We start from the raw sequence: 24131 nt of genomic DNA, 5'->3' as shown, positions 1-24131 counted from the left end.
GGCTTATGATGGAAAAATATGAGATTGTGGATACCACTGCTGATATTGGATTAAAAGTTTATGGCAAAAATATAGAAGAGTTTATTCAGAATTTATTAGAAGGTTTTTATTTTCTATGTTTTGATAAGAAAATTGAATGTAAAGAGGGAATTGTTGAAAAAAAGAATTATTTAATTGATAATCTGGAAAATTTTGTTTATGAACTTTTAAAAGATTTAATATTCTATTTATTTACAAAGAAAAATATTTTTAAGTTACAAAAAATTGAAAATAGCAAGGCATTGTTTTTGATTTTTAAAAATGTTGATGATATAGAATTAGAGATAAAGGCAATAACAAAACACAATTTTTATGTTAAAGAGAAAAAAGGTTTCATAGAAGGGAATTTTATTTTTGATGTATAAGAAGATAGAAAAAAGGTTGATTGGTAGTCTGTTAAAAACAGACGAAAAATATCCTTTTCTTGGAAAAGATTTAATTGTTGGTATTTCTGGTGGTATTGATTCTGGAGTTTTGTATCATTTGCTAAGAGAATATTATAAGAATAATAATTTTAGTGGAAAAATTTATCCTGTTCATGTGGGGATATCAGGGGATCTGAAAACTAATTTACCTGATGTAATAAATGTTGAAGTAAAAGAGGATATATCTTTCCCTATTGATTGTTATCTTTGTTCAAGGATAAGGAGAAAATATATTTTTCAATTTGCAAAAGAGGTTGGGTGTAAGTATGTACTATTTGCCCATCATGCAGATGATTTTGCAGAAAGGTTTTTATGGAATCTCTTTTTTCAAAAAAAACTGGAATCTTTACCTATAAAGAGGGATTATTTTGGCGAAGTAACTGTTCTAAGACCGTTTTTTTATATACAAAAAAACGACATTAAAAAATATGCGAAAAAATATGGGATTACAGATAATGAGCATAAATGCTCTGTCAAAAATATGGTTACAGGGTTTGTCAAGAGGGTTTCTAAGCAGGTGGGTATTAATTATATTGAATTAGTAGGAAATATAAATTATATTATCGAAAACTACAAAATTTATGGAGAAAAGGATGAGTAAAAAATGGGAATTAAAATGGATGGCTTGGGAAATAACTGAAAAATGTAATTTAAATTGTGTCCATTGTAGATCTTCTTCAGATATACATTCACCAGAAGGGTTATTTACACTTGATAAGTGTTATAAGTTATTAGATGAAATAAAAGAAGTAGCTACACCTGTGATTGTTTTATCTGGTGGTGAGCCCCTTTTGAGAAAAGATGTTTTTGATATAGCTAAATATGGGACGGAAAAAGGGTTTAGAATGTGCATGGCTACGAATGGTGTTTTAGTCAATGATGAAATTTGTATGAAAATTAAGGATAGCGGTATAAAGATTGTATCTTTGAGCCTTGATGGATCTACAAAAGAGATTCATGATGATTTTAGGGGTCAGCCAGGAGCCTTTGAAGGTGTTATGAGAGCAGCAGAATTTTTTAATAAGCATGACATCCCTTTTATAATAAACTCTTCTTTTACCAAAAGAAATCAGCATGATATAGAGAATACATATAAGTTAGCTAAAGAGCTTGGTGCTACTGCATGGTATATGTTTCTCATTGTGCCTACAGGAAGGGGTGAAGAGATAATGAAGGAGCTTGTTAGTAAAGAGGATTATGAAGATATTTTAAATTGGCATTATGAGATGGAAAGAGAAGAGGCTGAAATTTTGGTAAGACCTACCTGTGCACCTCAATATTATAGAATATGGCATGAAAGAAGTAAGAAAGAAGGGCTTGATACTCAGAGAAGAAGTTTAAAGTTTTCAACTGGCGGTGGGAAAGGTTGTATAGCTGCTCAATCTATCTGTTTTATTAGTGCAAAAGGGGATGTTTACCCTTGCTCATATTTCCCTTTTAGTGCTGGAAATGTTTTCCAAGAAAAGTTTAAAGATATTTGGGAAAATTCTAAGCTATTCCAAGATATTAGGAATTTTAAAGAGTACGAAGGAAAGTGTGGTGTCTGTAAATATTTGGGCGTATGTGGTGGTTGTAGAGCGAGAGCTTACGCAGTAACAGGTAATTATATGGCAGAAGAGCCTTTCTGCGATTATATACCAGAAAACTTTAAAGGATAAAATGCGGCTTGTTATTTTAATTATATTTTGTAGTTTATTTTTTACTAGCAGTCTTCAAGCTGAGTTAAATTTTGCTATTTCATCAATGATTTCTCCTGATGAAACATTCTATCTTTATAAGGATTTTGGAAAATATATTGAAGGTAAAATAGGGAAAAAGGTTAACCCTATTTTTAGAAGAAATTACTCTGAGGTTAATAAACTAATAGAGACAGGAAGAGTTGATTTTGCTTCTATATGTACAGGAGCTCTTATTTACTTAGATAACAAAAGATATGTTATTTTAGGTGTTCCCGTAGTAAATGGCAAAAGCGCTTATAAATCATTTATTATTGTTAATAAAAAAAGTAATATTGAGAAATTATCCGATCTAAAAGGGAAAGTTTTTGCTTTTACAGATAGGTTATCAAATAGTGGCTATATTTATCCAAGATACTTGATTTTAAAAGAAGTTGGGGTCAAACCAGATGTGTTTTTTAAAAAAATATTTTTTACAAATAGTCATGATAAATCAATATATTTAGTTAATATTGGTTTGATTGATGGTGCGGCTGTCGATAGTTTGGTTTTTGACTTTATTGAGCATCATGAGCCTGAAAAGATTAAAAATGTGAAAATAATTCACAAGTCAGAGGATTTCTTAGCTCCCCCTTTTGTAGCTTCGGCTTATTTAAGTAAAGATCTTAGAAATAAAATTCAAAATGTCCTTTTAACTATGCATAAAGATTCTAAAGGGAAAAAGATATTAGAAAAATTAAAAATAGATAAGTTTGTGGAGCCAGACTATAATTTATTAAAAAAAGTTTTAATAATGAAAAACTATTTAACTAAACTTGGATATGAAGAGTAAATTTATAAACTTTTTTTTACCTGCTAAAATTAAAAACAGAGTTGGTTTATTAATTGGTGTTTTAGGTTTTGGCACTGTTATCATAAATCTTGGAATACTTTTTATGTATTTGAACGGTTTTATAAAGGACAATATTATGCAAGTAATTGATTCCCATTATAAAACAAACGAGTCTAGACTTATTGAATCAATTCTGTACGATGACATTTTTACTTTGTTTATTACTCTTAAACAAATTAGTAGTAATACTAAATATATAAAAAATATCTATTTGTTTGATAAAAATAAAAATTACTTAGCAGATGCAAAAGCTCAAAGAGATATGGATAAATTAGATTATTTTGCTGATAATGATTTTGTAAAATTAAAAGCAATGAAAATAAAAAATGATCCCATAGGTTATATACTTTTTATAATTGATAAAGATTCTATAAATGAATATGTAAAAATAAATTTATTTAAATTGGGATTTGTTAATATTTTAATAATTTTGTTTGGAGTATTACTAGGTCTTTATTTAACAAAATTGTTGATTCGTCCAATGAATGATTTTGTGGAACAAATTAATAATTTAAATTATGATAATCTCCCTTTTAAAACTTATGTCCATGATTATGCATCTATAGAGATTAAAAAACTATCTAAGACCTTAAATGAAATGTCAGAAAGATTATACGATACCCTCAATAAATTTTATGAAGAGGAGAGAAAAGCAAGAAGAAGTGAAAAACTAGCATCAATAGGTATGATGGCTGCAGGTCTTGCACATGAGCTAAAAAATCCTATTATGACTATTAATTTAATGGTTTATCAGCTATCAAAGTGTAGTCCAGGGAGCAGTGGATGTAGTGAAGATTTGAATGTTATTAAGAAAGAAGCAAACAGACTTGTAAGCAGAATAAATGAATTTTTGGAATATACAAAACCTGTCAAGATAGAAAAATCTGTAACTAATGTTGTGGATATTAAAAAAGAGCTGTTTAGCTATTTTGATAGATTAGACATTAATGTTAAATTTAATTTTTCAAGTGAGATAGATAAATTTTTTGTTGATAAAGAAAAACTAATACAGGTTTTATTAAACCTCATAAATAACTCGATAGATGCCAATGCTAATAAAATAGATGTAAAATTATATAAAAATGATCAAAATGTGATAATTGAAGTGATTGATGATGGTTATGGGATAAAAGAAAAAGATAAGGATAAGATATTTATGCCTTTTTTTACTACAAAATCTAAAGGTACTGGTTTAGGTTTGGCAATTTGTGATATGATAATAACCGCTATGGATGGCGAACTAATATTAATTAATAGTAACGCTAATGAAACAATATTTATGATTAATCTAAGGAGCGCTTATGTCAATTAGTGTGCTAATAGTTGATGACGATAGTTCCTTGTGCTATGGATTAAAAAGATTACTTAGTGAAAATTTTGAGGTTCATACTGCCTTAAATGGTACAGATGCTATCGATTTGTTAAAAAAGAATAAGTTTAATATTATTTTTTTAGATTATAAGCTTGGAGAAGAGAACGGTTTAGATGTTTTAAGATCTATTAAAAGTATTGATCAAGAAGTTCCTGTGGTTATGATGACTGCTTATGGAAAAAATAATGTAGTTTTGGAGAGTATAAAGCTAGGAGCAATAGAATATATTGTCAAACCTGTTGAGCCAGAATATATCATACAAATTGTTAATAAGTTTGCTCAAATTAGAGATCATGAAATATGTCCAAAAAATTCTTCAAAATTAGACTTTGATAGTTTTAACGATGAATTGTTTATAGGTAGTTCTAAAAGTGTAAGAGATGTAATGATAATGGTTGCTGGTGTTGCAGAAACAAATTATCCAGTTTTGGTTACAGGTGAAAGTGGGACAGGTAAAGAGTTGATTGTTAAATTAATCCATAAATATGGTAATAGAAAAGATAAGCCTTTTATTCCAATCAATTGTGCTGCTATACCTGAAGAGCTATTGGAAAGTGAACTCTTTGGATATGAAAAGGGTGCTTTTACAGGTGCAGATAAAAGCAAAATGGGTAAATTTGAGATAGCAGATGGAGGAACTTTATTTCTTGATGAAATTGGCGATATGCCTTTGGATTTACAGGCTAAACTTCTCAGGGTATTACAAGATGGTGCAATAGAACGACTTGGTAGTAATAAGCTTAAAAAAGTTGATGTAAGAATAGTAGCTGCCACAAATAAAGATTTAAAAGATCTGATTCAAAAGGGGCAATTTAGAGAAGATCTGTACTACAGGCTCAATGTGGTAAATATTAATTTACCACCCTTGAGGGAGAGAAAAGATGATATAAAGGAACTTACAATTTATTTTACTATTAAATATTCAAAAGAGCTTAATAAAAATATTTGCTGTATAGAAGATGAGGTGTTTGATATTTTACAGGAATATGATTGGCCTGGAAATGTTAGAGAGTTGGAAAATGTTATTAGAAAAGCTGTATTAATAACAAAAGATAACCATATAAAACCAGAAGATATAAAAATTGATAAGATTAAATCATATAATGTTTATGTTACGGAGTATTTTTTCAATAAATATAAGGATAATTTGCTTGTTAAAAGTGTGGAAGAGATTGAAGCAAGACTAATTAAAAGAGCGCTAAAGATGAACAATTATAATCTCAGTAAAACAGCAGAAATTTTAGGTATCAGCAGAGTAACATTAAATGCAAAATTGAAAAAATATAATTTAGAAGTATAAAAAAAGAGGGGAAGCCCCTCTTTTCATGTATGACAAAACCATCCTTTAGTTTTATTACATATCTTTACAACCGAGAGCATTACAGGAACTTCTACAAGCACACCAACAACTGTTGCCAAAGCTGCTCCAGATTCTGGGCCAAAAAGTGTTATTGCTGTTGCTACTGCTAATTCAAAGAAGTTACTTGCTCCAATGAGTGCTCCTGGGGCTGCTATATTATGATTTACTTTAAAAAGTTTCATTAAAAGGTAAACTAATGAAGAGTTAAAATATACCTGTATCAAAATTGGAATAGAGATTAAAATAACATGAAACCATCTGTTTGTAATATTATCAGCTTGAAATGCAAAAATTAAGACAAGTGTTAAAAGTAAAGCTGATATGGCTATTGGGTGTAATTTTTTTATAAATCCTAAAAACCATTCTTCTGATTTTATTCTTAGTAAAATTGTTCTAGTTAAAACACCAAGTGATAGTGGAATTACGATGAAAACAATCACTGAGTAGAATAGTACCATAAAAGGCACAGTAAGATTTGATGCCCCGCTTACTAAAAATTTTACAATTGGTGTAAATGCTATTAGCATTATTAAGTCATTAAACGCTACTTGAACAAGGGTATAGCCTGGGTCACCATCAACCAAATAACTCCATACAAAGACCATAGCAGTACATGGAGCAGCAGCTAAAATAATAACTCCTGCTGTATATTGATCAGCAAGCTCAGGGCCAATAAGTGGTGCAAAAATTATTTTAAAAAAAAGATATCCAAATAAGGCCATACTGAAAGGTTTCACTAACCAGTTCACAAATCCTGTAATAACAAGGCCTTTAGGATTTTTCCCTACATTTAAAACAGATGAAAAGTCCACCTTTAACATCATTGGATAAATCATTAGCCAAATTAATATAGCAATAGGTAAATTAATTTGAGAACCTCTTGCAAACTCAATGTTTCTTAATGAGTTTATAGTTTCTGGCATTAGTTTACCTAAAATAACACCTAAAACCATACAAATTGCTACCCAAAGTGTAAGGTATCTGTCAAATAAACTCATTTTTTTTCAGCCATTTAGCCCTCCAGCATAGTTTTTAATTCATTTTTTATATAATTTTTTATTTGATCTCTTACTTCTCTAAATACTTTCAAAATTTCTTCTTCTGTTCCTTTTGCTTTTGCAGGATCTTTGAACCCTTTATGAATTATTTTAGCTTTTTTTAGATACATTGGACAGGTTTCGTGAGCATCGCCACAGACTGTTACAACCACATCAAAGTCTATGTCTCCTAACTCATTTAAAGTCTTTGAGTATTGATTACTTACATCAACACCATCTTCTTCCATAACTTTGACCATATAAGGGTTTAAGCCATGTTTTTCTATTCCTGCAGAATATACCTCGTATTTATCCCCTAAAAAGATTTTACCATAGCCTTCTGCCATCTGGCTTCTGCAGGAATTACCGGTGCATAGAAATAGTAATTTTTTCTTCATAGATACCTCACACATTTTTTTATTAATAATTTTTTTAGTTCTTTTATTGTTAACTTTTGTTCGTTTTCTTGGATGTTGATTTCTATTAGCTTTTTCGCTTTTAAATCAGGTAGATTTTGTTTTTTGTTTGTTATTAAATGAATTATGATATCAAATTCGTAATCTAAAAAGTTGTTTATACTTTTGGTAAAAAAACTAAAATTTTTAAAATTGTCAGGGTATAATTGTTTTAATAAGAGAGAAACTTTATCCGCAGGATTTAATCCCGCACTTTTGACATTAATATTTTCTTTTTTAGATAATTCTTTTTCTAAAATTTGACTGTAAAGATCATTTTTATCATCAACAATTAAAATCTTATAACTAATAGAGCAACTATCTTTATTGGATATGTAGTTTTTAATGTCTGATTTTGCAATTTCAGTATTTTTGAAAATCTCGATTATATTTTTAAGTAATTTTAGATATTTTTTATCAAGTTCATTATTTATTCTGTAATAAGACCATTTCCCATTCTTGCTATAAGTTAAAATGTTTACTTTATTTAATTTTGATAAATGTGTAGACAATGTTGATTGTTTTAGCTTTAGTGTGTTTTCTAAATCGCACACACATATTTCATTGGCAAAATTGATTAAGTTTAAAATTCTGAGTCTTGTTTTGTCGGAAATTGCTTTTAAAAATTTTTCAATCATGGTGGGCAATATATCGATTAATCACGATATGTCAATATGAAAGAAAATATTAAATATGTTAAAGTGTAAAGAAACTTTACAGTCGGTGTATAGTTTGTTTGCATTTTATGTTTTATATACCTTAATTTAATAAGCTTTATAAAAATGTAGTATTTTGTATGGAGTTTGCTTTAGGAAAATGCGCGGCATACAAAATAAATGAGAGGAGGAATTGCATGCGTATAAGAAGAAGAGATTTTATTAAGGCCACAGCAGCTACAGGTGCTATGTTAATGGTTGGCTGTGGATCTAAAACTAATGTTCTCAAACCTGCTGAAAAGAAAGAGATGTTAGAAATAGGTGAGAAACCAGGTAAATGGGTTTCAACTACTTGTCAAGGGTGTACTACTTGGGATCCAATTCAGGTTTATGTTCAAGACGGTAGAGCTGTCAAGGTGAGAGGTAATCCTTATAGTAAAAGTAATTTAGGTACTTGTTGCCCAAGAGCACATATGGGACTACAGCAGCTTTATGATCCAGATAGATTAAAAACCCCTATGAAAAGAACTAATCCTGTAAAAGGTAGAGGTGTAGATCCAAAGTTTGTCCCTATATCATGGGATGAAGCTTTAGATATAATTGCTGACAAAATGATGGAATTAAGGAGAAATGGGGAAGCGCATAAGTTTATGCTTAATAGAGGTCGATATACATATATGAGAGATATTATTTATGACGCAATGACAAAAATTTATGGCTCGCCTAATAATATTTCTCATAGTGCGCTTTGTGCAGAAGCTGAAAAAGCTGGTGCGTTTTTCACTCAGGGATATTGGGACTATAGAGATTACGATACAAAAAATACAGAGTACCTTTTGCTTTGGGGGTTAGATCCTCTTGTATCAAATAGACAAGTACCTTTGATGATAAAACGTTTTCACGAAGTTCTTGATAGAGGTATTGTGACAGTAGTTGATCCTAAGATGGGACCAGCTGCGGCTAAGGCTCATAATTGGTTGCCTGTAAAACCAGGTACAGATGGAGCTTTGGCTGTTGCACTCGCACATGTTATATTAACCGAAGGATTATGGAGTAGAGAGTTTGTTGGTGACTTTAAGGATGGTAAAAATAGGTTCGTAGTTGGGCAAACCGTTGATGAGGATACTTTTGAAGAAAAATATACTTATGGATTGGTTAAATGGTGGAATATTGAATTAAAAGATAAAACACCAGAGTGGGCTGAAAAGGAGTGTGGAGTTCCAGCTCATCAAATTTATAAAACTGCAAGAGAGATGGCAGCAAAAGCTCCAAAAGTATGTGTATGGCTAGGCCCTGGTGCTTCTATGCATATTAGAGGGACGTATACTGCAATGGCTATACATGCTCTAAATGGTCTCTTAGGTTCTGTTGATGTTGAAGGTGGCGTATTACAAAAAATGAAGCAAGTTGTTAATAAAATGCCAAAAATTGATAAGTATAAAGATGAAATAGCTAAAAAGAAATATAAGAAAATAGATCAAAGAGGTTATTTAGAGTTTCCTGCATTAAAAAAAGGAAAACCTGGGAGTGCAGTTGTTACAAACAATGTTGCAACAGCAATGTTAAACAAAGACCCTTATGAAATTAAAATGTGTATAGGTTATATGAATAATTTTGCATTTTCAGGTACAGAAGGGCAAAGATGGGAAAAAGCTTTTTCTGATCCAAATTTATTCTTTGTTCACCTTACAACACATGCTTCTGAAATGAGTATGTTTGCTGATATTATTCTCCCTTGTGCTATTACAACATTTGAAAAATGGGGCTTTTTGAAGTCTCATGGAAATGCTAATGCACAAGTTTCAATACTTCAGCCTGTTGTTGAACCTATTTTTGATGTTAAAATTGACGAAACAGAAATTCCATATTTAATAGCTAAAAAACTAGCTGAAAGAGGATTTACTAACTTATTAGATTACTACAATAATGAATTTAAAGATCCAGAAACAGGTAAATCTCCTACTAACGAAAAAGAGTTTGCAGTATATGCACTTAAATATTACACATATCCATTGTGGAGTGGTAAGGAAGAACTATACGGGGATAAGATTAATGGTTGGAAAGATTTATTAGAGAAAGGTGTGTGGAATACCGGCCCATACAAGTATAAAAGCCATTGGGGCAAATTTAAGACTGTGACAAAAAAGTTTGAGTTTTATAGCAAGACATTAGAAAAAGGTTTGAAAGCTCATGCTGAAAAACATAAAACTACAGTTGATAAGGTGATGGAAGTTACAAAGTATGAGGCTAGAGGAAAGTTAGCTTTTGTGCCACATTATGAAAGACCTTATAGATATGGTAGTGAAAAAGAATATCCATTTACCTTTGTTGATTACAAATCACGATTAAATAAAGAAGGTCGTTCGGCTAATACTCCTTGGTATCAAGAATTTAGAAAATGTGATATGGGTGATATACCATGGGAAGACACAATCAGAATTAACCCAGAAGACGCAAAAAGACTTGGCATTAAAAATGGAGATAAAGTAAAAGTAACATCTGTTTTAGGTAGCTTTATTACAACAGCTAATGTCTTCCCAGGAATTAGACCTGGAACTGTTGCTAAGATGTATGGACAAGGACATTGGGCGTATGGAAGAATTGCTACGGATAAGTTTGGAGTCGAACCTACAAAAGGTTTTAATAACAATGAGCTAATGCCGGCAGACTATGACAGAATATCTGGATCTACTGCTAGAAATGGTGGGTTTGTCGGTGTAAAAATTGAAAAAATTTAAGGGAGGAAACTATGGCTCAGTATGCTATGGTAATAGACTTAAAAAAATGTGTAGGGTGTGGAGCTTGTGCTATAGCCTGTAAAACAGAGAATAACACACAGGAAAGAAAAAATGGACAAAGTTTTAACTGGGCTGACTTTCTGATAAAAATAGAAGGGAATTTCCCAAATGTTAAGTACACTCAGTATCCAGTACTTTGTAATCATTGCTCAAAAGCTGCTTGTGTAGCTGCTTGCCCAGTTGAACCTAAAGCAATGTTTAAGACTGAGGATGGTATTACAATGCATAATGATGAACGTTGCATTGGATGTCGTTCATGTCAAGATGCTTGCCCATATAGTGTATTTAATCTTGATGAAGAAAAAGATGCACAATATAGTGTTATAAGCTTCAATGATGATACTGAAAAAGTATTTGAAAGATACCATAGTAATGAAAGAGTATTGTCTGGTGCAGCATCTGGTGCAGAAATTGCGAATAAAACAGGTGCAATACCACCTTATAAAACAGAATATAAACATCCTGATTATGAAGCTGTAAGAAGACCTGGAGTAGTTGAAAAGTGTATCTTTTGTGATCACAGAGTGAAAAACGGTGAAAAGCCATATTGTGTAGTTTCTTGCCCTTCTGGTGCAAGAGTTTTTGGAGACTTACATGATAAAAATAGTGAAGTCTCTAAGCTACTGAAAAAGCACAAAGCTTATAGATTAAAAGAAGAAGCAGGTACTGAACCTAATGTATATTATATAAATAGTTTTCAAGTTAGATAAAATATATAGAAATAAAAAAATTATTTTAGTGGTGCCACTTATGTTAAAGGCACCACTATTTTTATTAATAATTAAAAACATAATATTCGGAGAAAGTCATGGATTATATTAAAGTAAATGTAATATCACATATACTATCAGTTTTTTTCTATGACCCTAAAGATATTTTTGCTGATGAAAGTGAGGAACTTTTTAAAGAATATGAAGAAGTTATAAGGGATTATGGGTCAGAGTATTTAGATGTTTTTAAAAACATTAAAAATTCATTTTATCAATTAGATTTAGAAGAATTACGTGTTGATTATGCTAAACTTTTTGTAGGACCGTTTAAACTGTTAGCATATCCATACGGTTCTGTTTACTTAGAGGAAGAAAAGCTGTTAAATGGTATAACGACAAAAGAAGTGGAAAAGTTATATTTGAGAGCTAACCTTGAGTTATCAGATGTGAAAAATGTAACTGCTGATCATATTGCTGTTGAGCTTGAATTTATTAGTTATATGGCTCATAAACTGAGTGAAAATTCTAATGATAATGAATCCCTTGAAATATTAAGTGAGTTTATTGAAAAATACTATAGACCATTTGCAAGTCAATTATCAAAAGATATTATTAAAAATGCTGAAACAGAATTTTATAAAAATATAGGTAAAATGCTAGAACTTTTTACTGAAAGCTTAAGTAATTTGGATTTATCAAAAAAATATTAATAAATAGACTTATTCTTGAAAATTGAAAAAAAATTGTAAGTTAATATATATCAAAGAGTTGAGGGTATTACGAATATGTAATACCTCAACTTTTCAGATTGTAAGTGCCTTGATTTGGAATAAAATGTATTGCTTCATTTTAGTTGGTTTAGTACTTTATAAATGTGGTCATAATTACGGTATTTAATACATTACGAAATATAAAGGGTTGTTTAAACATCTCTTTATTATTTTATATATTTATTTTAGTTTAATTTCTAAGTCATAGTAATAGTAGTATGAATATTGGTTAAATTTTTATATTATAATATTAATTTGCTAGGAAACCTGGTAAGTTTAAAAATAGTTAATGTAAAATATATGACAGAATTATCTATTTTATAATTTTTTACATTCTAGCACTAATTGTATTGTTTTTATAAATCACCATCCAAAATTATTGTATGTTTTAACTCTAGCGAAATGGAAATTGTATCTCCAATATTAAAATTTTTATGACTTGGAAAAGTTGCGATCAAATCATCTCCTGTGGTTATTTTTAATTTATAACTTATTACTGGTCCTTTAAATTCTTTACCTATAATTGTAGCTTTTACAGGAGCATCTGGTTGATAAAGTACATCTTCTGGTCTTATCAGTAAAACAGGATTTTTTATATTAAAATCTGATTTAATTACGCCAAAAGGTGTCTGATAGGTATTGTCATTTAATTGTGTGCATCGTAAAAATGTAGCTTCACCAGTAAAAGTTGCAACAAATTTATTTGCTGGCATATGATAAATTTCGTAAGGGGTAGCCCACTGGAGGATTTTTCCATTATTCATAACTCCCACTTTGTCGGCTAAAAGAAAAGCTTCTTCTCTGCTATGGGTTACTATCAAAGCAGTAGCCCCATACTTTTTAATTATTTCTCTAACTTCACTTGATACCTTTGCTCTAAGATTGACATCAAGATTGGAAAATGGCTCATCCATGAGCACTAATTCAGGATCGTGATAAAGTGCTCTTGCTATAGCTAGTCTTTGCTGCTGACCACCAGAAATTTCGTATGGATAGCGATCAATGATATCATGTATCTCTAACATTCGACAAATTGACTCAATTTTACCTGGATCATTTTTTTTAGCCCCAAATAATATATTTTCTTTAACAGTCATATGAGGAACTATTGCATAATCTTGAAAAACAAAACCGACTTTTCTATCCTTTGGTTGGATGTTTAATGTATTTGAACTAACTGTTTTTCCAGATATTTTAATTTCACCAAAATCTATATTTTCTAATCCTGCAATACAGCGAAGTGCTGTAGTTTTACCGCACCCTGAAGGGCCTATTAAACAACCAACTTCCCCTTTATTAAGGCCAAATGTTAGTTTGTCTAAGACTAATTTACTCCCGAAGCTTTTTTTAACATTTATAACTTCCAAAATCATTAATTCCTCCTAGGCTTGATTACCATAACTAGAATTGGTAAAATACCTAATATTACTAGAATTAAAGAAGGTATTGATGCACGCTCCCATTCACCTTCAGCTGTAAGACCAAAAATACGAACTGCAAGTGTATCCCAACCTGCTGGTCGAGTCATCAAAGTAATTGGCATCTCTTTGGCAATATCTAAAAAAGACATTATAGCTGCACTAAAGAAACTCCCTTTGAGAGATGGATAAATAATTTTTTTAAAAACATTAGATGAAGGCACATCCAATAATCTTGCTTGCTCAAAAATACCCGATTTTATTCTAGATAAATTACCATAAAGTGTATTATATCCTAAAGATACATACCGTACAGTGTAACCTAAAATTAATATAAACAAACCGGCCAATGTTGTTAGTAGTTGTGGAACCTCCGTTAAGTTAAGCATATCAAGAATGTTATAAAAAAATTTAGTAATCGGAGTATAGAAACCAACTGCTAAAACAGACCCAGGAATTGCATAACCAGCTGTTGCGATCATTACAACAACCAAAGATATCATGTTTTTGTGATTACGATAGTAGTAAGCTAAAAAATATCCGAAAAACAATACCATGAATACACCAGCAAAACTTAATAAAAGAGTATTTTTTATATAATTTATATAATCAGTGCTAAACTCAACACTAAATGCACTAAAACACCATAACAAAAGTTGAATAAATGGAAGTAATAATGAAAAAAATAGTATTAAAAATAAGTAAAATAATATACCATAAAGTTCGAAGCCCTTAAGCTTTTTTCTTTCAAAAGGTTTATCCACTCTTTCAACACTGTAAAACTCCTTTCTTTTGTTGTATAATTTTTCGGCTACTAAAAGTACAAGTGCATGTATTACTAAAACTCCTGATAGTAGAACTGCATGCTCTAACTTATAAAAACCATACCATGCCTTATATATTGCAGTTGTGAATGTATCATAGCCTATAATAGAAACAGCTCCAAAATCAGCCATGGTTTCCATTGCTACAAGTAGCATACTACCTGCTATCCAGGGTGAAGCCATAGGCAATATTAACTTAAATATTAAAAATCTTTTGTTGACACCATGAATTTTAGATACTTCAAATATGCGACTTCCTTGGGTTTCAAATGCATTTCTTACTATTATATAAACATAAGGATATAACGATAAAGATAAAATAAAAGCAACTCCAATAGGCGTTCTAAAACCATCAAACCATACATACTTATTGAAAATGATCTTGTACAAAGCCTGGATTAAACCAGAATTATCAAATAGTCCAGTGTAAACAAATGCAAAAACATAAGCAGGTACTGCGAGTGGGAACAAAAAAGCTACAGATACAAACTTTCGTAATGGGAACTCGTACATAGCAATAATCCATGCAACTGAAACCCCTAAAACAAAACTAAAAACAGAAACCATGATAAGAAGGACTAATGTATTCTTTATTAACTTTAAAACCTGATAATCTTTAAATATTTGAACTAACTCTGAAGTTGGAGTACTAATATATTGGGATAAAATAAACCAAATAGGCAAAATACATATTATAACAAGTAAAAAAGGCACCGACAGATTGCGCCCTGCAATCTGTCGACACCTATATATAATCCGTTTTACTGCTAAAATCACACAACAACACCTAGGCTGTAATATTTATTTTTCATTTACTTATAACCTACTTTATCCATAAGACGAATTGCTACTCCTTGTAACTCACCCGCAAAACTGAGGTTAGTTTTATTTTGTTTAAATGAACCCCATGACTTGAGCAATGAATTAAGAGGTATACCTTTCTTCACAGGATATTCAAAATTCATATCAGCATACATTTGCTGAGCTTTATCACTTACTAACCATTCAAGAAGTTTTACAGCATTTTCTTTATTTTTAGCATATTTTGTTACTCCAGCACCTGAGATATTAACATGAACTCCATTCCCATTTTGGTCAGCCCAGAAAATTTTAACTTTAGAATTTGGATTCTTTTTTAAGTATCTACCAAGATAATAACTATTGATTATACCAACATCACACTTGCCCATTTCAATTGCCTCGATTACTTTAGTATCACTGGATAATGGTGCAGTAGCTAAATTAGCTACCCAACCTCTCAATATCTCTTCAGTTTTATTGATTCCTTGTTCAGCTATAAACATTGCTACCATTGACTGATTGTAAACCTTTTTAGAAGTTCTTAGACAAAGGCGCCCTTTCCATTTTGGATTAGCTAAATCAGCATAAGTAGATAATTCTGAAGGTTTAACTTTATCAGAATTATATATGATTGTTCTAGCTCTAATTGTTAACCCAAACCATAAGTTGTTTGGATCTCTTAAATGCCCAGGGATCGCTGATTCTAATATTTTTGATTTTACTGGTTGTAAAAGGTTTTCTTTAGCTGCCAACCACAAATTTCCTGCATCAACAGTCATAAGTAAGTCAGCCGGTGTACGACTCCCTTCTACCTTTAGTTTTTCAATAAGTGCTCCTGCCTTGTCAGTAACATAGCGCACTTTAATCCCGGTTTCTTTGGTAAACTCTTCAAAAAGTGGCTTTATTAAGTGCTCAGCACGTGAAGAGTAAACCATTACTTCAGAAGCAAAAATATTAGCTCCCAACGCTAATAGCATACATAAAGCAAAAATGAATTTTCTCATTGTTAGACCTCCTTAACTTTTTTGTGGCATCAGTAATACTCAAGTAAGTAAAATTTGTCAAGAATAAAGTTGGACAAATCTAACAAAATTTGAGGCGTATAACAATAGTTGTGCCTAATACTTTCTGAAAAAATAATTAAAATGATTTCATAGTTTAACTGATTTTATGTAATTTTTTATGCTCTATTTTCTAATATTTTAATAAAATTAAACTTTCCTAGAATTTATAGCGTTTCAAAACTTATTAAAAACAATATGAATTTTTTAATGAACAACTTTCGATTTTAAAATCTATTAGGAAAAATTTAAATGATTTATAGAAAAATTAAAAAAAAGCGTTATAATTAATATATAAGTTATTTGGGAGGTGTTTATGCAAACAACAGTAAAAGATATTTTAGCAAAAAAAGGCAACCAAATATTTACAGTTTCAGCAGACTCCACTGTTTATGACGCTTTGAAAGTTATGGCTGAGAACAATATAGGTTCGGTATTAGTTATGGATGGAGATAAAATGGTTGGTATTTTTACAGAAAGGGATTATGCTAGGAAACTTATTTTAAAGGGTAAATACTCTAAAGATACCCCTGTAAAAGAGGTAATGACAGAAAAGGTTATTTCTATAAAACCAGAAGCTACAACTGAAGCTTGCCTTGCCCTTATGACAGAAAAAAGGATTAGACATCTTCCTGTAATGCAAGATGGGAAAGTTATAGGTTTGATTTCTATTGGAGATGTTGTAAAACAGATTATAGAAGATAGAGAATCTTATATCAGAGATTTAGAAAGATTTATCACAGGAGATTTCGCTTCATAAGCTAAATACTTTGATTTTTAATTTTAAATAATTTGTTAAAAGGGAGGAGGTGATAATTCTTTGATAATAAAAAATTAACAATAAACAGTTGATTTATTTGTAAAAAAAGTTATAAATTTTCTTCATGTTTTATGCAGATCTTCACACGCATACTACTTTTAGTGATGGAGTTTTGATACCTGCCGAATCTGCTAGAAGGGCTAAAACGGTTGGGTACTCAGGTATTGCTATTACTGACCATGCTGATTCTTCAAATTTTCAGCTTATAATATCAAATTTATTGAAGTTTAAAGAAGAGTTTAACAGCTTCAGTAAAGATTTTAAAGTTATCATCGGTGTAGAATTAACACATGTTTTACCATCTCAAATAGAAAAATTGACATATTTATCAAGAAAAGAGGGTGCAGATATCGTTTTAGTCCATGGAGAAACTATTGTGGAGCCGGTAGAAGAGGGTACAAATGCTGCTGCTATTGATGCATGTGTTGATGTGCTGGCACATCCAGGTCTAATTTCAGATGAGCTTGTAAAAAAAGCAAAAGATAACAATGTTTATTTAGAAATTACTACGAGGAAAGGGCACTCATTGACAAATGCACATGTTGCACGATTAGCTCTAAAATATGGAGCAAATTTGGTAATCAACAATGATTTTCATGCACCAGGTGATTATTTTTCACTAAAAATGCTTGAAAATTGTTTAAAAGGTGCTGGACTTGATGAAGAGCATATAAAAGCTGTTTTTGAGAATAACAAATATTTGTTTATGAATAAATTGGAGGGTTAAATGAGCAAAAAAAAGCAAGTTGTTATGGAAGAAGTGCCAATTGATAAAGTGGAAAATTTTGTAGAGAAAAATTTTAAGCAGATTTTGATTGGTGTGGCTGTAGTTATTCTCTTAGTCTTAGGTGGTTATGGCTTAAAATCTTATATGGCAAGGAGTTATGCAAATAAAATAAATGACCTTGGTCATATAGAATTAAAATTCTTATCAGGAAATTTGAATAAAAGTGATATAGATTCGTTTCTTGAAAAAGGGAGAAAGGTATCTGATGTGAAAAATTATGTTGTTTTAAAGGTTATGCAGCTTTATGCAGAGCTTGGTGATTATAACAAAGTTAAAGAGGTAAGTGGTGATCTTACAGATAAAAATTTGGAGCTTGGCGAAAGTCTTATGAGTGATTTAGGAATTAAACAGATAGATAATAAAAAGTATTTTACTAATTCTTATTTAACACCACTTTGGTATTATAGAGCAATATTATCGGCTAAAGATAAAAATGAAGCTGAGAAGTATATTACTGAATTTAAAACAAAATTTCCTGACAGTAGATTATTAGAGTTAATAGAAAGCTGGGAGTTGGATTTATGAAAAAGGTTTTAAGTGGTAATGAAGCATTTGCAAGGGGAGCATTTGAAGCTGGAGTAAAAGTAGTTAGCTCTTACCCTGGTACACCAAGTACAGAGATAACAGAGAATGTTAAGTTTTATGATGAAATATATTCCGAATGGGCACCTAATGAAAAGGTGGCTTTTGAAGTAGCTCTTGGTGCAAGCCTAGCTGGTAAAAGAGCTATGACATGTATGAAGCATGTAGGTTTGAATGTTGCTGCTGATCCTTTGATGACAGCAAGTTATACCGGTGTAAATGGTGGTCTTGCTGTAGTTGTGGCTGATGACCCAAATATGTATAGCTCACAAAATGAGCAGGATAGTAGAAATTATGCAAGATTTGCAAAGGTTCCTATGCTTGAGCCTTCAGATTCTCAAGAAGCAAAAGATTTTCTGATAAAAGCCTATGAGATTTCTGAAAAATTTTGCACACCTGTTTTGGTTAGAAGCTGTACTAGGTTATCTCACAGTAAAACAGTTGTAGAGCTTGGAGAAAGAGGGGAAGAAGTTGATTTTGGGCTAGAAAACAATATCCCAAAATGGGTAATGGTGCCTGCTAATGCAAGAAACAGACACAAGTTTGTAGAAGAAAGACTAGTAAAACTTGCGGAGTTTTCCAAAAGTTCTGATTTAAACAGAGTAGAGTTAAATTCACCTAAAATAGGTATTATTTGCTCAGGTGTAGTTTATCAGTATGTAAAGGAAGCGATGCCTGATGCTTCTATTTTGAAACTTGGTATGGTTTATCCTATAAACTTTGATATGATTAGAGAATTTGCATCAAAGGTAGAAAAGCTGTATGTTGTGGAAGAGTTAGATAAATTTTTTGAAACAGAGATTAAAGCACAAGGGATTAAAATAGAAACTTTAAATAGAGATGTATGTGGAGAGCTCTCTGTTGATAAGGTTAAAGAGCTATTTGGCATAAAAGAAGATACAAATGTTGAAACACTTGAATTGCCAAATAGGCCACCAAATATGTGTCCTGGATGTTCGCACAGAGGGATGTTTTATGCAATTAGCAGGTTAAAACTTTTTTCTGTTGGTGATATCGGCTGTTATACTCTCGGTTTGCTGCCACCTCTTAGTGCAATGAACAGTACTGTTTGTATGGGTGCTAGCGTATCGATGACCCATGGTATTGATAAAGCATCCGATGGGAAGCTGGCGAAAAAAGCTGTTGCAGTAATTGGGGATTCTACATTTTTACATACAGGCGTAAACGGTTTGATGAATATTGTTTACAATAAAGGTTTTTCTACAGTAATTATTCTGGACAACAGGACTACAGGTATGACTGGTCATCAACCTAACCCTGCTACTGGTATTACTATCAAAGGTGAACCTGCGCCAAAAATAGATTTTGAAATATTAGCAAGAGCAATAGGTGTAAAGCATGTTTATACAGTGGATCCTTTTGATATAAATCAGTGCTTAGAAGTATTAAAAAGAGAAGTGGAAAGGGAAGAGCCAAGTGTAATTATTACAAACAGGCCATGTATTTTTGCAGATAAGACAGTTATTTCAAGCCCATATTTTGTTGATATAGAAAAATGTACAGGTTGTAAGGCCTGCACAAGAATAGGGTGTCCTGCTATTTTGTGGGATGATAATAAAAAGCAGGCTTTTATTGATGAGATACTATGTACTGGATGTGGGTTATGCCCAAAGGTATGTAGATTTGATGCTATTCATCAAAGAGGTGAGAAATGAAAGTTGATATTTTGATGGTTGGTGTTGGTGGACAGGGTATTGTCCTTGCAAGTGATATTGTATGTGATGTTGCACTTCTTGAAGGGTATGATGTAAAAAAGAGTGAGATACATGGGATGGCTCAAAGAGGGGGTAGTGTAGTATCTCATGTGAGAATTGCTAATAAGGTTTATTCCCCTGTTATCCCTTTTGGTCAGGCTGATATTATAGTATCTTTTGAATATATGGAGTTTTTAAGGTATTTAGGATATAAAAATGAAGATACAAAATTATTATTAAATACAAATAAAATATATCCACCTTCTGTGACTATGGCAGAGGCTGATTATCCTGAAGATACCGTTGAAAATTACAAAACAAAATTTGCCACTTTAGTGGAAAAAGATGGCTTAAAACTTGCTGAAAAAGCAGGAAACGTGAAAGCAGTGAGCACTGTTATGCTTGGGGCACTTGCTAAAATGCTTGATTTTAAAAAAGATAGCTGGTTAGAGGTGATAAAAGATAGAGTTCCTTCTAAAGTTGTAGATGTAAATATCAAGGCTTTTGAATTAGGGTATGCTGATTGATTTGCATATCCATACGAATTTTAGCTCTGATGGTGAGTTTTCCCCTTTAGAAATTTATAACGAGATTAGAAAAAGAGGGGTTTCCCTCTTTTCTATTACCGATCACAACAGTATTGATGGTGTATTAGATCTTTATTCAAAAGTTGATATTGCTGATAAAGTTTTTTTTATCCCTGGTGTGGAATTTTCCTGTAAATTTAAAGGGGAAGAGATACATCTTTTAGTTTATAATTTTTCGATTGATGATGAAAGAATAACTTATTTAATAGATAAGTTTAAAGAATTAAAGATTGAGCAGGCAGTAAAAAGGGTTTATAAGCTAAAAGAGTTGGGCTTTAAAGTTGATGTTGAGGAAGTTTTAAAAGAATCTGACGGAAAAGGGGTTAGTGGCGTAACATTTCTCAATGTTTTAAAAAAATATCCAGCAAACAGAGATATGCTGTTTGACTATTTAAAAGGGGATAAGTCAGATTCACCATATACGAATTTTTATTTTGATTTTTTTAGAAAAGGTGGTTATGCCTATGTGGATGCAGATTTGCTTGATTATATTGAAACGGTAAATCTGCTAAAAGATGAAGTTTTAGTTATTGCTCATCCGGGGCTTTATCCAAAAAGTATGATAAAAGATTTAATTATTGATGGTATAAAAGGGGTGGAGGTTTATAGCTCTTATCACAATGATAAGCTTCAAAGAGAGCTTCTTTTGTTTGCAGAAGAAAATAATCTTGTTGCAACAATTGGTAGTGATTTTCACGGTCCTAATATAAAGCCTAATGTTGATTTTATCAATTTTGAATTGGAAACCAGCAAACAACAAAAAATAAAAAACTTATTAAAGATATTCTAAAAAGATTAAACTTTCAAACGATTGAAGATAAAACATAGGTTGAATATTTTGATTAATTGTCGTATTATAAATAAACCAGTAGGTAAAAAATGTGCCCAATGGAAAAATCTATTTTTGGAACATATAGAAAATATTTTGATGCAATCAACGATGCTGTATTAATTGTCGATAAAAATCATAAAATAATAGATGCTAATATCAAATGTGAAGAAGTTTTAAATAGTGAACTAAAAAATATTATTGGTAAAAAATGCTTTGAAGTTATGAATATTAGTTTATGTCATACGGAAGAGTGCCCATTAACTTTTTGTGAAATAAATAAAAAAAGATTTAATTTTGAAATAGAGTTTAATAAAAGATACTTTAGAATAATCGTTGATCCTGTTTTTGATGATAATGAAGGTTTTGATGGTGCAGTATATACTATATTGGATGTGACGGCTAATAAAGCTAAAGAGTTGCATCTGAGCCAGCAATTAGCAATTCATAATGAAATATTGGAAAATGCTCTTGTGTGGATAGATATTCTTGATCATGAAGGGAATGTGGTGCTGTGGAATAAGGCTGCTGAAAAGATTTCTGGTTATAGCTCAGAGGAGGTAATAGGTAATCCTAAAATTTGGGAGTGGCTTTATCCAGATGAAAATTATAGAAATGAAATTTTTCAAAAAGCCATAGAGATTCTTGATGGGAAACTATATGTCGAGGATTTTATTACAAAAATAAAGACTAAATCTGGTGAAGAAAAATATATCTCATGGTATTCAAATAAATTGTATGATGTTGAAGATACATTTTATGGTAGTATTGCAATAGGTATTGATGTAACTGACAAAGTAAAAGCAGAAGAGGAACTTAAGAAGAGTGAAGAGAAGTTTAGAGTAGCGTTTTATACTAGTCCTGATGCTGTTAATATTAACAGATTAGAAGATGGTTTATACATTTCTATAAATAAAGGTTTTACAGATATTACAGGGTTTACCGAAGAGGATGTAATAGGTAAAACAAGCAAGGAAATAAATATCTGGTATGATTATAAGGATAGAGAATATTTAGCAAAGCAACTTAAAGAACATGGTATTGTCAGAAATTATGAGTCTAAGTTTAGAATTAAAGATGGTTCCATTAAATATGGTTTAATGTCAGCTTGTGTTATAGAGATCGATAACGAAAAATATATTTTAAGTATTACAAGGGACATAACTGATTATAAAAAAGCACTTGAGGAAAAAGAGAGATTACAACAACAGCTATTTCAAGCACAAAAATTAGAGTCAATAGGGCGTCTAGCTGGTGGTATTGCCCACGATTTTAATAATATGTTAAGCATTATATATAGTTACATTCAGCTTGCACAGATGCATCTTGATGAAAAAAGTCAAGTTTATGGGTTTATAAATGAAATTTTTAGGGCTTCTGAAAGGGCTGCAGATCTTGTAAAACAGCTTCTTGCTTTTGCAAGAAAGATGCCAGCTCAGCCAAAAATTATAAATGTAAATGAAATTATTTTTAATATGCTGAAAATGTTAAAGAGAGTAATACCAGAATCAATTGAATTGAAATTTGAGGCAATAGATGATGATTGTTTTATTAAAATAGATGAAGCTCAATTAGAGCAGATTATAACCAATTTGTGTGTAAATGCAAAGGATGCTATAAAAGATAAAGGTAAAATTTTAATTCAAACACAAAGATGTGTTGTAAAAGAGGATGAAAAATCTAATACTGATTTAATTCCAGGAAAATATGTTTTAATATCAATTTCAGATACTGGTGAAGGTATAGAAAAAGAGCATTTGAGCAAAATTTTTGAACCATTCTTTACAACAAAGGAGCTTGGAAAAGGAACAGGTCTTGGACTTGCAACTGTCTATGGAATAGTAAAACAAAATAATGGTTTTATTAATGTTTATAGTGAAAAAGGGGTTGGTACTACATTTAAGATATATTTTCCAATGATAGAGGAAACTATTGTTAAAAAGTCGGTTGATATGGCCAATAAAGGGTTAATCTATGCAAAAAATAATGAAACTATCTTAGTTGTTGAAGATGAAGATTACCTTTTGGATGCCATCAGAATGCAATTAGAAAGTTTGGGATACAGAGTGATAGCTTTTAATAATCCAGAAAAGGCGTTAGAAAATATACTAGAGAAAAAAATAGATTTTGATTTGATTATTACAGATGTGATTATGCCAAAAATGAGTGGGAGAGAGTTTTTTGATAAGGTAAAAGAGGTTATTCATGAGCCAAAAGTAAAATTTTGCTCGGGCTATCCAGAGAGTATAATATCTGCTGAAGGGATAATCGGAGAAAATATAGAATTTATTCAAAAACCTTATCATTTAGAAGATTTAGCCAAAAAAATCAGACGACTATTAGAAAGCTAAAATTATAAATTAAATAAGTATATCAATGACTTTCCAGAATTAGATGATATATTATTTATCCAGATTGCTTCGCTACGCTCGCAATGACAGCATTTTTGGGTCATTGTATGTTTCAAATTATGTTAACAAAGTTAGAAAAGAGTGATATAGAAAACCAGGGAAGGAT

The 24131-nt window shown here is 31.1% G+C and carries 22 protein-coding genes; 16 read left to right on the top strand and 6 right to left on the bottom strand.

From position 1 onward, the window contains the following. The first annotated feature begins 5 nt into the window (after positions 1-5). The 6 genes from OWM07_RS10385 to OWM07_RS10360 are packed head-to-tail and all read left to right on the top strand — an operon-like array spanning position 6 to position 5704. The gene (locus OWM07_RS10385; RefSeq protein ID WP_423303663.1) at positions 6-404 is read left to right on the top strand and encodes an archease; all 399 of its coding nucleotides are present in this window, start codon (positions 6-8) and stop codon (positions 402-404) included. Further along, entirely contained in the window at positions 397-1065 is a 669-nt protein-coding gene (locus tag OWM07_RS10380) for a PP-loop family protein (protein WP_423303662.1), read from the top strand. Before OWM07_RS10385 ends, OWM07_RS10380 begins: the two co-directional genes overlap by 8 nt. Next, positions 1058-2122 carry a radical SAM protein gene (locus OWM07_RS10375; RefSeq protein WP_423303661.1) on the top strand — a complete coding sequence of 355 codons (1065 nt, stop codon included), beginning with the start codon at positions 1058-1060 and terminating at the stop codon, positions 2120-2122. The genes OWM07_RS10380 and OWM07_RS10375 overlap by 8 nt, the downstream gene beginning before the upstream one ends. Before the next feature lies 1 nt (position 2123). Then, complete coding sequence (locus OWM07_RS10370) at positions 2124-2972, top strand: substrate-binding domain-containing protein (RefSeq protein ID WP_423303659.1); 849 nt, start codon at positions 2124-2126, stop codon at positions 2970-2972. Then, entirely contained in the window at positions 2962-4344 is a 1383-nt protein-coding gene (locus OWM07_RS10365; RefSeq protein ID WP_423303658.1) for an ATP-binding protein, read from the top strand. The genes OWM07_RS10370 and OWM07_RS10365 overlap by 11 nt, the downstream gene beginning before the upstream one ends. Then, positions 4334-5704, top strand: coding sequence for a sigma-54-dependent transcriptional regulator (locus tag OWM07_RS10360; protein WP_423303657.1), 1371 nt, complete (start codon positions 4334-4336; stop codon positions 5702-5704). Before OWM07_RS10365 ends, OWM07_RS10360 begins: the two co-directional genes overlap by 11 nt. Positions 5705-5727: 23 nt before the next feature. Here OWM07_RS10360 and arsB read toward each other — a convergent pair whose 3' ends face one another. Genes arsB through OWM07_RS10345 form a run of 3 tightly spaced genes read right to left on the bottom strand, consistent with a single transcriptional unit; the run spans position 5728 to position 7894 of the window. Further along, entirely contained in the window at positions 5728-6762 is a 1035-nt protein-coding gene (gene arsB / locus OWM07_RS10355; RefSeq protein ID WP_423303656.1) for an ACR3 family arsenite efflux transporter, read from the bottom strand. A gap of 14 nt (positions 6763-6776) precedes the next feature. Beyond that, the gene (gene arsC, locus OWM07_RS10350; protein ID WP_423303655.1) at positions 6777-7199 is read right to left on the bottom strand and encodes an arsenate reductase (thioredoxin); all 423 of its coding nucleotides are present in this window, start codon (positions 7197-7199) and stop codon (positions 6777-6779) included. Further along, positions 7196-7894: an ArsR/SmtB family transcription factor gene (locus tag OWM07_RS10345; RefSeq protein WP_423303654.1), complete on the bottom strand. Its 699-nt coding sequence runs from the start codon at positions 7892-7894 to the stop codon at positions 7196-7198. Before OWM07_RS10345 ends, arsC begins: the two co-directional genes overlap by 4 nt. Positions 7895-8109: 215 nt before the next feature. Here OWM07_RS10345 and OWM07_RS10340 point away from each other — a divergent pair, with 215 nt between their 5' ends. The 3 genes from OWM07_RS10340 to OWM07_RS10330 all read left to right on the top strand — a co-directional run bounded on the left by OWM07_RS10340 (position 8110) and on the right by OWM07_RS10330 (position 12130). Continuing rightward, a complete protein-coding gene (locus OWM07_RS10340; protein ID WP_423303653.1) occupies positions 8110-10650 on the top strand; it encodes a molybdopterin-dependent oxidoreductase in 2541 nt (846 codons plus the stop codon). A gap of 11 nt (positions 10651-10661) precedes the next feature. Then, positions 10662-11420, top strand: coding sequence for a 4Fe-4S dicluster domain-containing protein (locus OWM07_RS10335; RefSeq protein WP_423303651.1), 759 nt, complete (start codon positions 10662-10664; stop codon positions 11418-11420). Positions 11421-11518: 98 nt separating this feature from the next. Further along, positions 11519-12130, top strand: coding sequence for a TorD/DmsD family molecular chaperone (locus OWM07_RS10330; RefSeq protein ID WP_423303650.1), 612 nt, complete (start codon positions 11519-11521; stop codon positions 12128-12130). A gap of 416 nt (positions 12131-12546) precedes the next feature. Here the strand turns inward: OWM07_RS10330 and OWM07_RS10325 are convergent, their stop codons facing one another. The 3 genes from OWM07_RS10325 to OWM07_RS10315 form a co-directional block, all read right to left on the bottom strand. Then, positions 12547-13563 (bottom strand): ABC transporter ATP-binding protein, encoded by a 1017-nt coding sequence (locus OWM07_RS10325; protein WP_423303649.1) that lies wholly within the window; start codon positions 13561-13563, stop codon positions 12547-12549. Further along, a complete protein-coding gene (locus OWM07_RS10320; protein ID WP_423303648.1) occupies positions 13563-15146 on the bottom strand; it encodes an ABC transporter permease in 1584 nt (527 codons plus the stop codon). The genes OWM07_RS10325 and OWM07_RS10320 overlap by 1 nt, the downstream gene beginning before the upstream one ends. Before the next feature lie 98 nt (positions 15147-15244). Then, positions 15245-16237, bottom strand: coding sequence for a Fe(3+) ABC transporter substrate-binding protein (locus OWM07_RS10315; protein WP_423303647.1), 993 nt, complete (start codon positions 16235-16237; stop codon positions 15245-15247). 373 nt (positions 16238-16610) lie between these two features. Between OWM07_RS10315 and OWM07_RS10310 the strand changes: the two genes are divergently transcribed. The 7 genes from OWM07_RS10310 (at position 16611) to OWM07_RS10280 (ending at position 23965) form a co-directional block, all read left to right on the top strand. Next, positions 16611-17054 (top strand): CBS domain-containing protein, encoded by a 444-nt coding sequence (locus OWM07_RS10310; RefSeq protein ID WP_423303645.1) that lies wholly within the window; start codon positions 16611-16613, stop codon positions 17052-17054. Positions 17055-17178: 124 nt separating this feature from the next. Beyond that, the gene (locus OWM07_RS10305; RefSeq protein ID WP_423303644.1) at positions 17179-17841 is read left to right on the top strand and encodes a histidinol phosphate phosphatase domain-containing protein; all 663 of its coding nucleotides are present in this window, start codon (positions 17179-17181) and stop codon (positions 17839-17841) included. Further along, positions 17842-18426 carry a hypothetical protein gene (locus OWM07_RS10300; RefSeq protein WP_423303643.1) on the top strand — a complete coding sequence of 195 codons (585 nt, stop codon included), beginning with the start codon at positions 17842-17844 and terminating at the stop codon, positions 18424-18426. Further along, complete coding sequence (gene iorA, locus OWM07_RS10295; protein ID WP_423303642.1) at positions 18423-20159, top strand: indolepyruvate ferredoxin oxidoreductase subunit alpha; 1737 nt, start codon at positions 18423-18425, stop codon at positions 20157-20159. The genes OWM07_RS10300 and iorA overlap by 4 nt, the downstream gene beginning before the upstream one ends. After that, complete coding sequence (locus OWM07_RS10290; RefSeq protein WP_423303641.1) at positions 20156-20725, top strand: indolepyruvate oxidoreductase subunit beta; 570 nt, start codon at positions 20156-20158, stop codon at positions 20723-20725. The genes iorA and OWM07_RS10290 overlap by 4 nt, the downstream gene beginning before the upstream one ends. Beyond that, entirely contained in the window at positions 20715-21575 is an 861-nt protein-coding gene (locus OWM07_RS10285; RefSeq protein WP_423303640.1) for a PHP domain-containing protein, read from the top strand. Before OWM07_RS10290 ends, OWM07_RS10285 begins: the two co-directional genes overlap by 11 nt. An 89-nt stretch (positions 21576-21664) precedes the next feature. Further along, positions 21665-23965 (top strand): PAS domain S-box protein, encoded by a 2301-nt coding sequence (locus tag OWM07_RS10280; protein WP_423303639.1) that lies wholly within the window; start codon positions 21665-21667, stop codon positions 23963-23965. Positions 23966-24131 lie beyond the last annotated feature (166 nt).

The sequence above is a fragment of the Deferribacter thermophilus genome (assembly GCF_049472675.1).
GTDB lineage: Bacteria > Chrysiogenota > Deferribacteres > Deferribacterales > Deferribacteraceae > Deferribacter > Deferribacter thermophilus.
Note: the sequence above shows the minus strand (reverse complement) of the source record. Positions and strands in the feature narration are given on the sequence as shown.

Excerpts from the sequence above, each read along its gene's own strand:
- OWM07_RS10285 (WP_423303640.1), top strand. The coding sequence starts at position 20,715 with ATGCTGATTGATTTGCATATCCATACGAATTTTAGCTCTGATGGTGAG.
- arsC (WP_423303655.1), bottom strand. The coding sequence starts at position 7,199 with ATGAAGAAAAAATTACTATTTCTATGCACCGGTAATTCCTGCAGAAGC.
- OWM07_RS10315 (WP_423303647.1), bottom strand. The coding sequence starts at position 16,237 with ATGAGAAAATTCATTTTTGCTTTATGTATGCTATTAGCGTTGGGAGCT.
- OWM07_RS10375 (WP_423303661.1), top strand. The coding sequence starts at position 1,058 with ATGAGTAAAAAATGGGAATTAAAATGGATGGCTTGGGAAATAACTGAA.
- OWM07_RS10335 (WP_423303651.1), top strand. The coding sequence starts at position 10,662 with ATGGCTCAGTATGCTATGGTAATAGACTTAAAAAAATGTGTAGGGTGT.
- iorA (WP_423303642.1), top strand. The coding sequence starts at position 18,423 with ATGAAAAAGGTTTTAAGTGGTAATGAAGCATTTGCAAGGGGAGCATTT.
- OWM07_RS10360 (WP_423303657.1), top strand. The coding sequence starts at position 4,334 with ATGTCAATTAGTGTGCTAATAGTTGATGACGATAGTTCCTTGTGCTAT.
- OWM07_RS10305 (WP_423303644.1), top strand. The coding sequence starts at position 17,179 with ATGTTTTATGCAGATCTTCACACGCATACTACTTTTAGTGATGGAGTT.
- OWM07_RS10310 (WP_423303645.1), top strand. The coding sequence starts at position 16,611 with ATGCAAACAACAGTAAAAGATATTTTAGCAAAAAAAGGCAACCAAATA.
- OWM07_RS10380 (WP_423303662.1), top strand. The coding sequence starts at position 397 with ATGTATAAGAAGATAGAAAAAAGGTTGATTGGTAGTCTGTTAAAAACA.
- OWM07_RS10330 (WP_423303650.1), top strand. The coding sequence starts at position 11,519 with ATGGATTATATTAAAGTAAATGTAATATCACATATACTATCAGTTTTT.
- OWM07_RS10385 (WP_423303663.1), top strand. The coding sequence starts at position 6 with ATGATGGAAAAATATGAGATTGTGGATACCACTGCTGATATTGGATTA.
- OWM07_RS10290 (WP_423303641.1), top strand. The coding sequence starts at position 20,156 with ATGAAAGTTGATATTTTGATGGTTGGTGTTGGTGGACAGGGTATTGTC.
- OWM07_RS10370 (WP_423303659.1), top strand. The coding sequence starts at position 2,124 with ATGCGGCTTGTTATTTTAATTATATTTTGTAGTTTATTTTTTACTAGC.
- OWM07_RS10325 (WP_423303649.1), bottom strand. The coding sequence starts at position 13,563 with ATGATTTTGGAAGTTATAAATGTTAAAAAAAGCTTCGGGAGTAAATTA.
- OWM07_RS10340 (WP_423303653.1), top strand. The coding sequence starts at position 8,110 with ATGCGTATAAGAAGAAGAGATTTTATTAAGGCCACAGCAGCTACAGGT.
- OWM07_RS10300 (WP_423303643.1), top strand. The coding sequence starts at position 17,842 with ATGAGCAAAAAAAAGCAAGTTGTTATGGAAGAAGTGCCAATTGATAAA.
- OWM07_RS10365 (WP_423303658.1), top strand. The coding sequence starts at position 2,962 with ATGAAGAGTAAATTTATAAACTTTTTTTTACCTGCTAAAATTAAAAAC.
- OWM07_RS10280 (WP_423303639.1), top strand. The coding sequence starts at position 21,665 with ATGTGCCCAATGGAAAAATCTATTTTTGGAACATATAGAAAATATTTT.
- OWM07_RS10345 (WP_423303654.1), bottom strand. The coding sequence starts at position 7,894 with ATGATTGAAAAATTTTTAAAAGCAATTTCCGACAAAACAAGACTCAGA.
- arsB (WP_423303656.1), bottom strand. The coding sequence starts at position 6,762 with ATGAGTTTATTTGACAGATACCTTACACTTTGGGTAGCAATTTGTATG.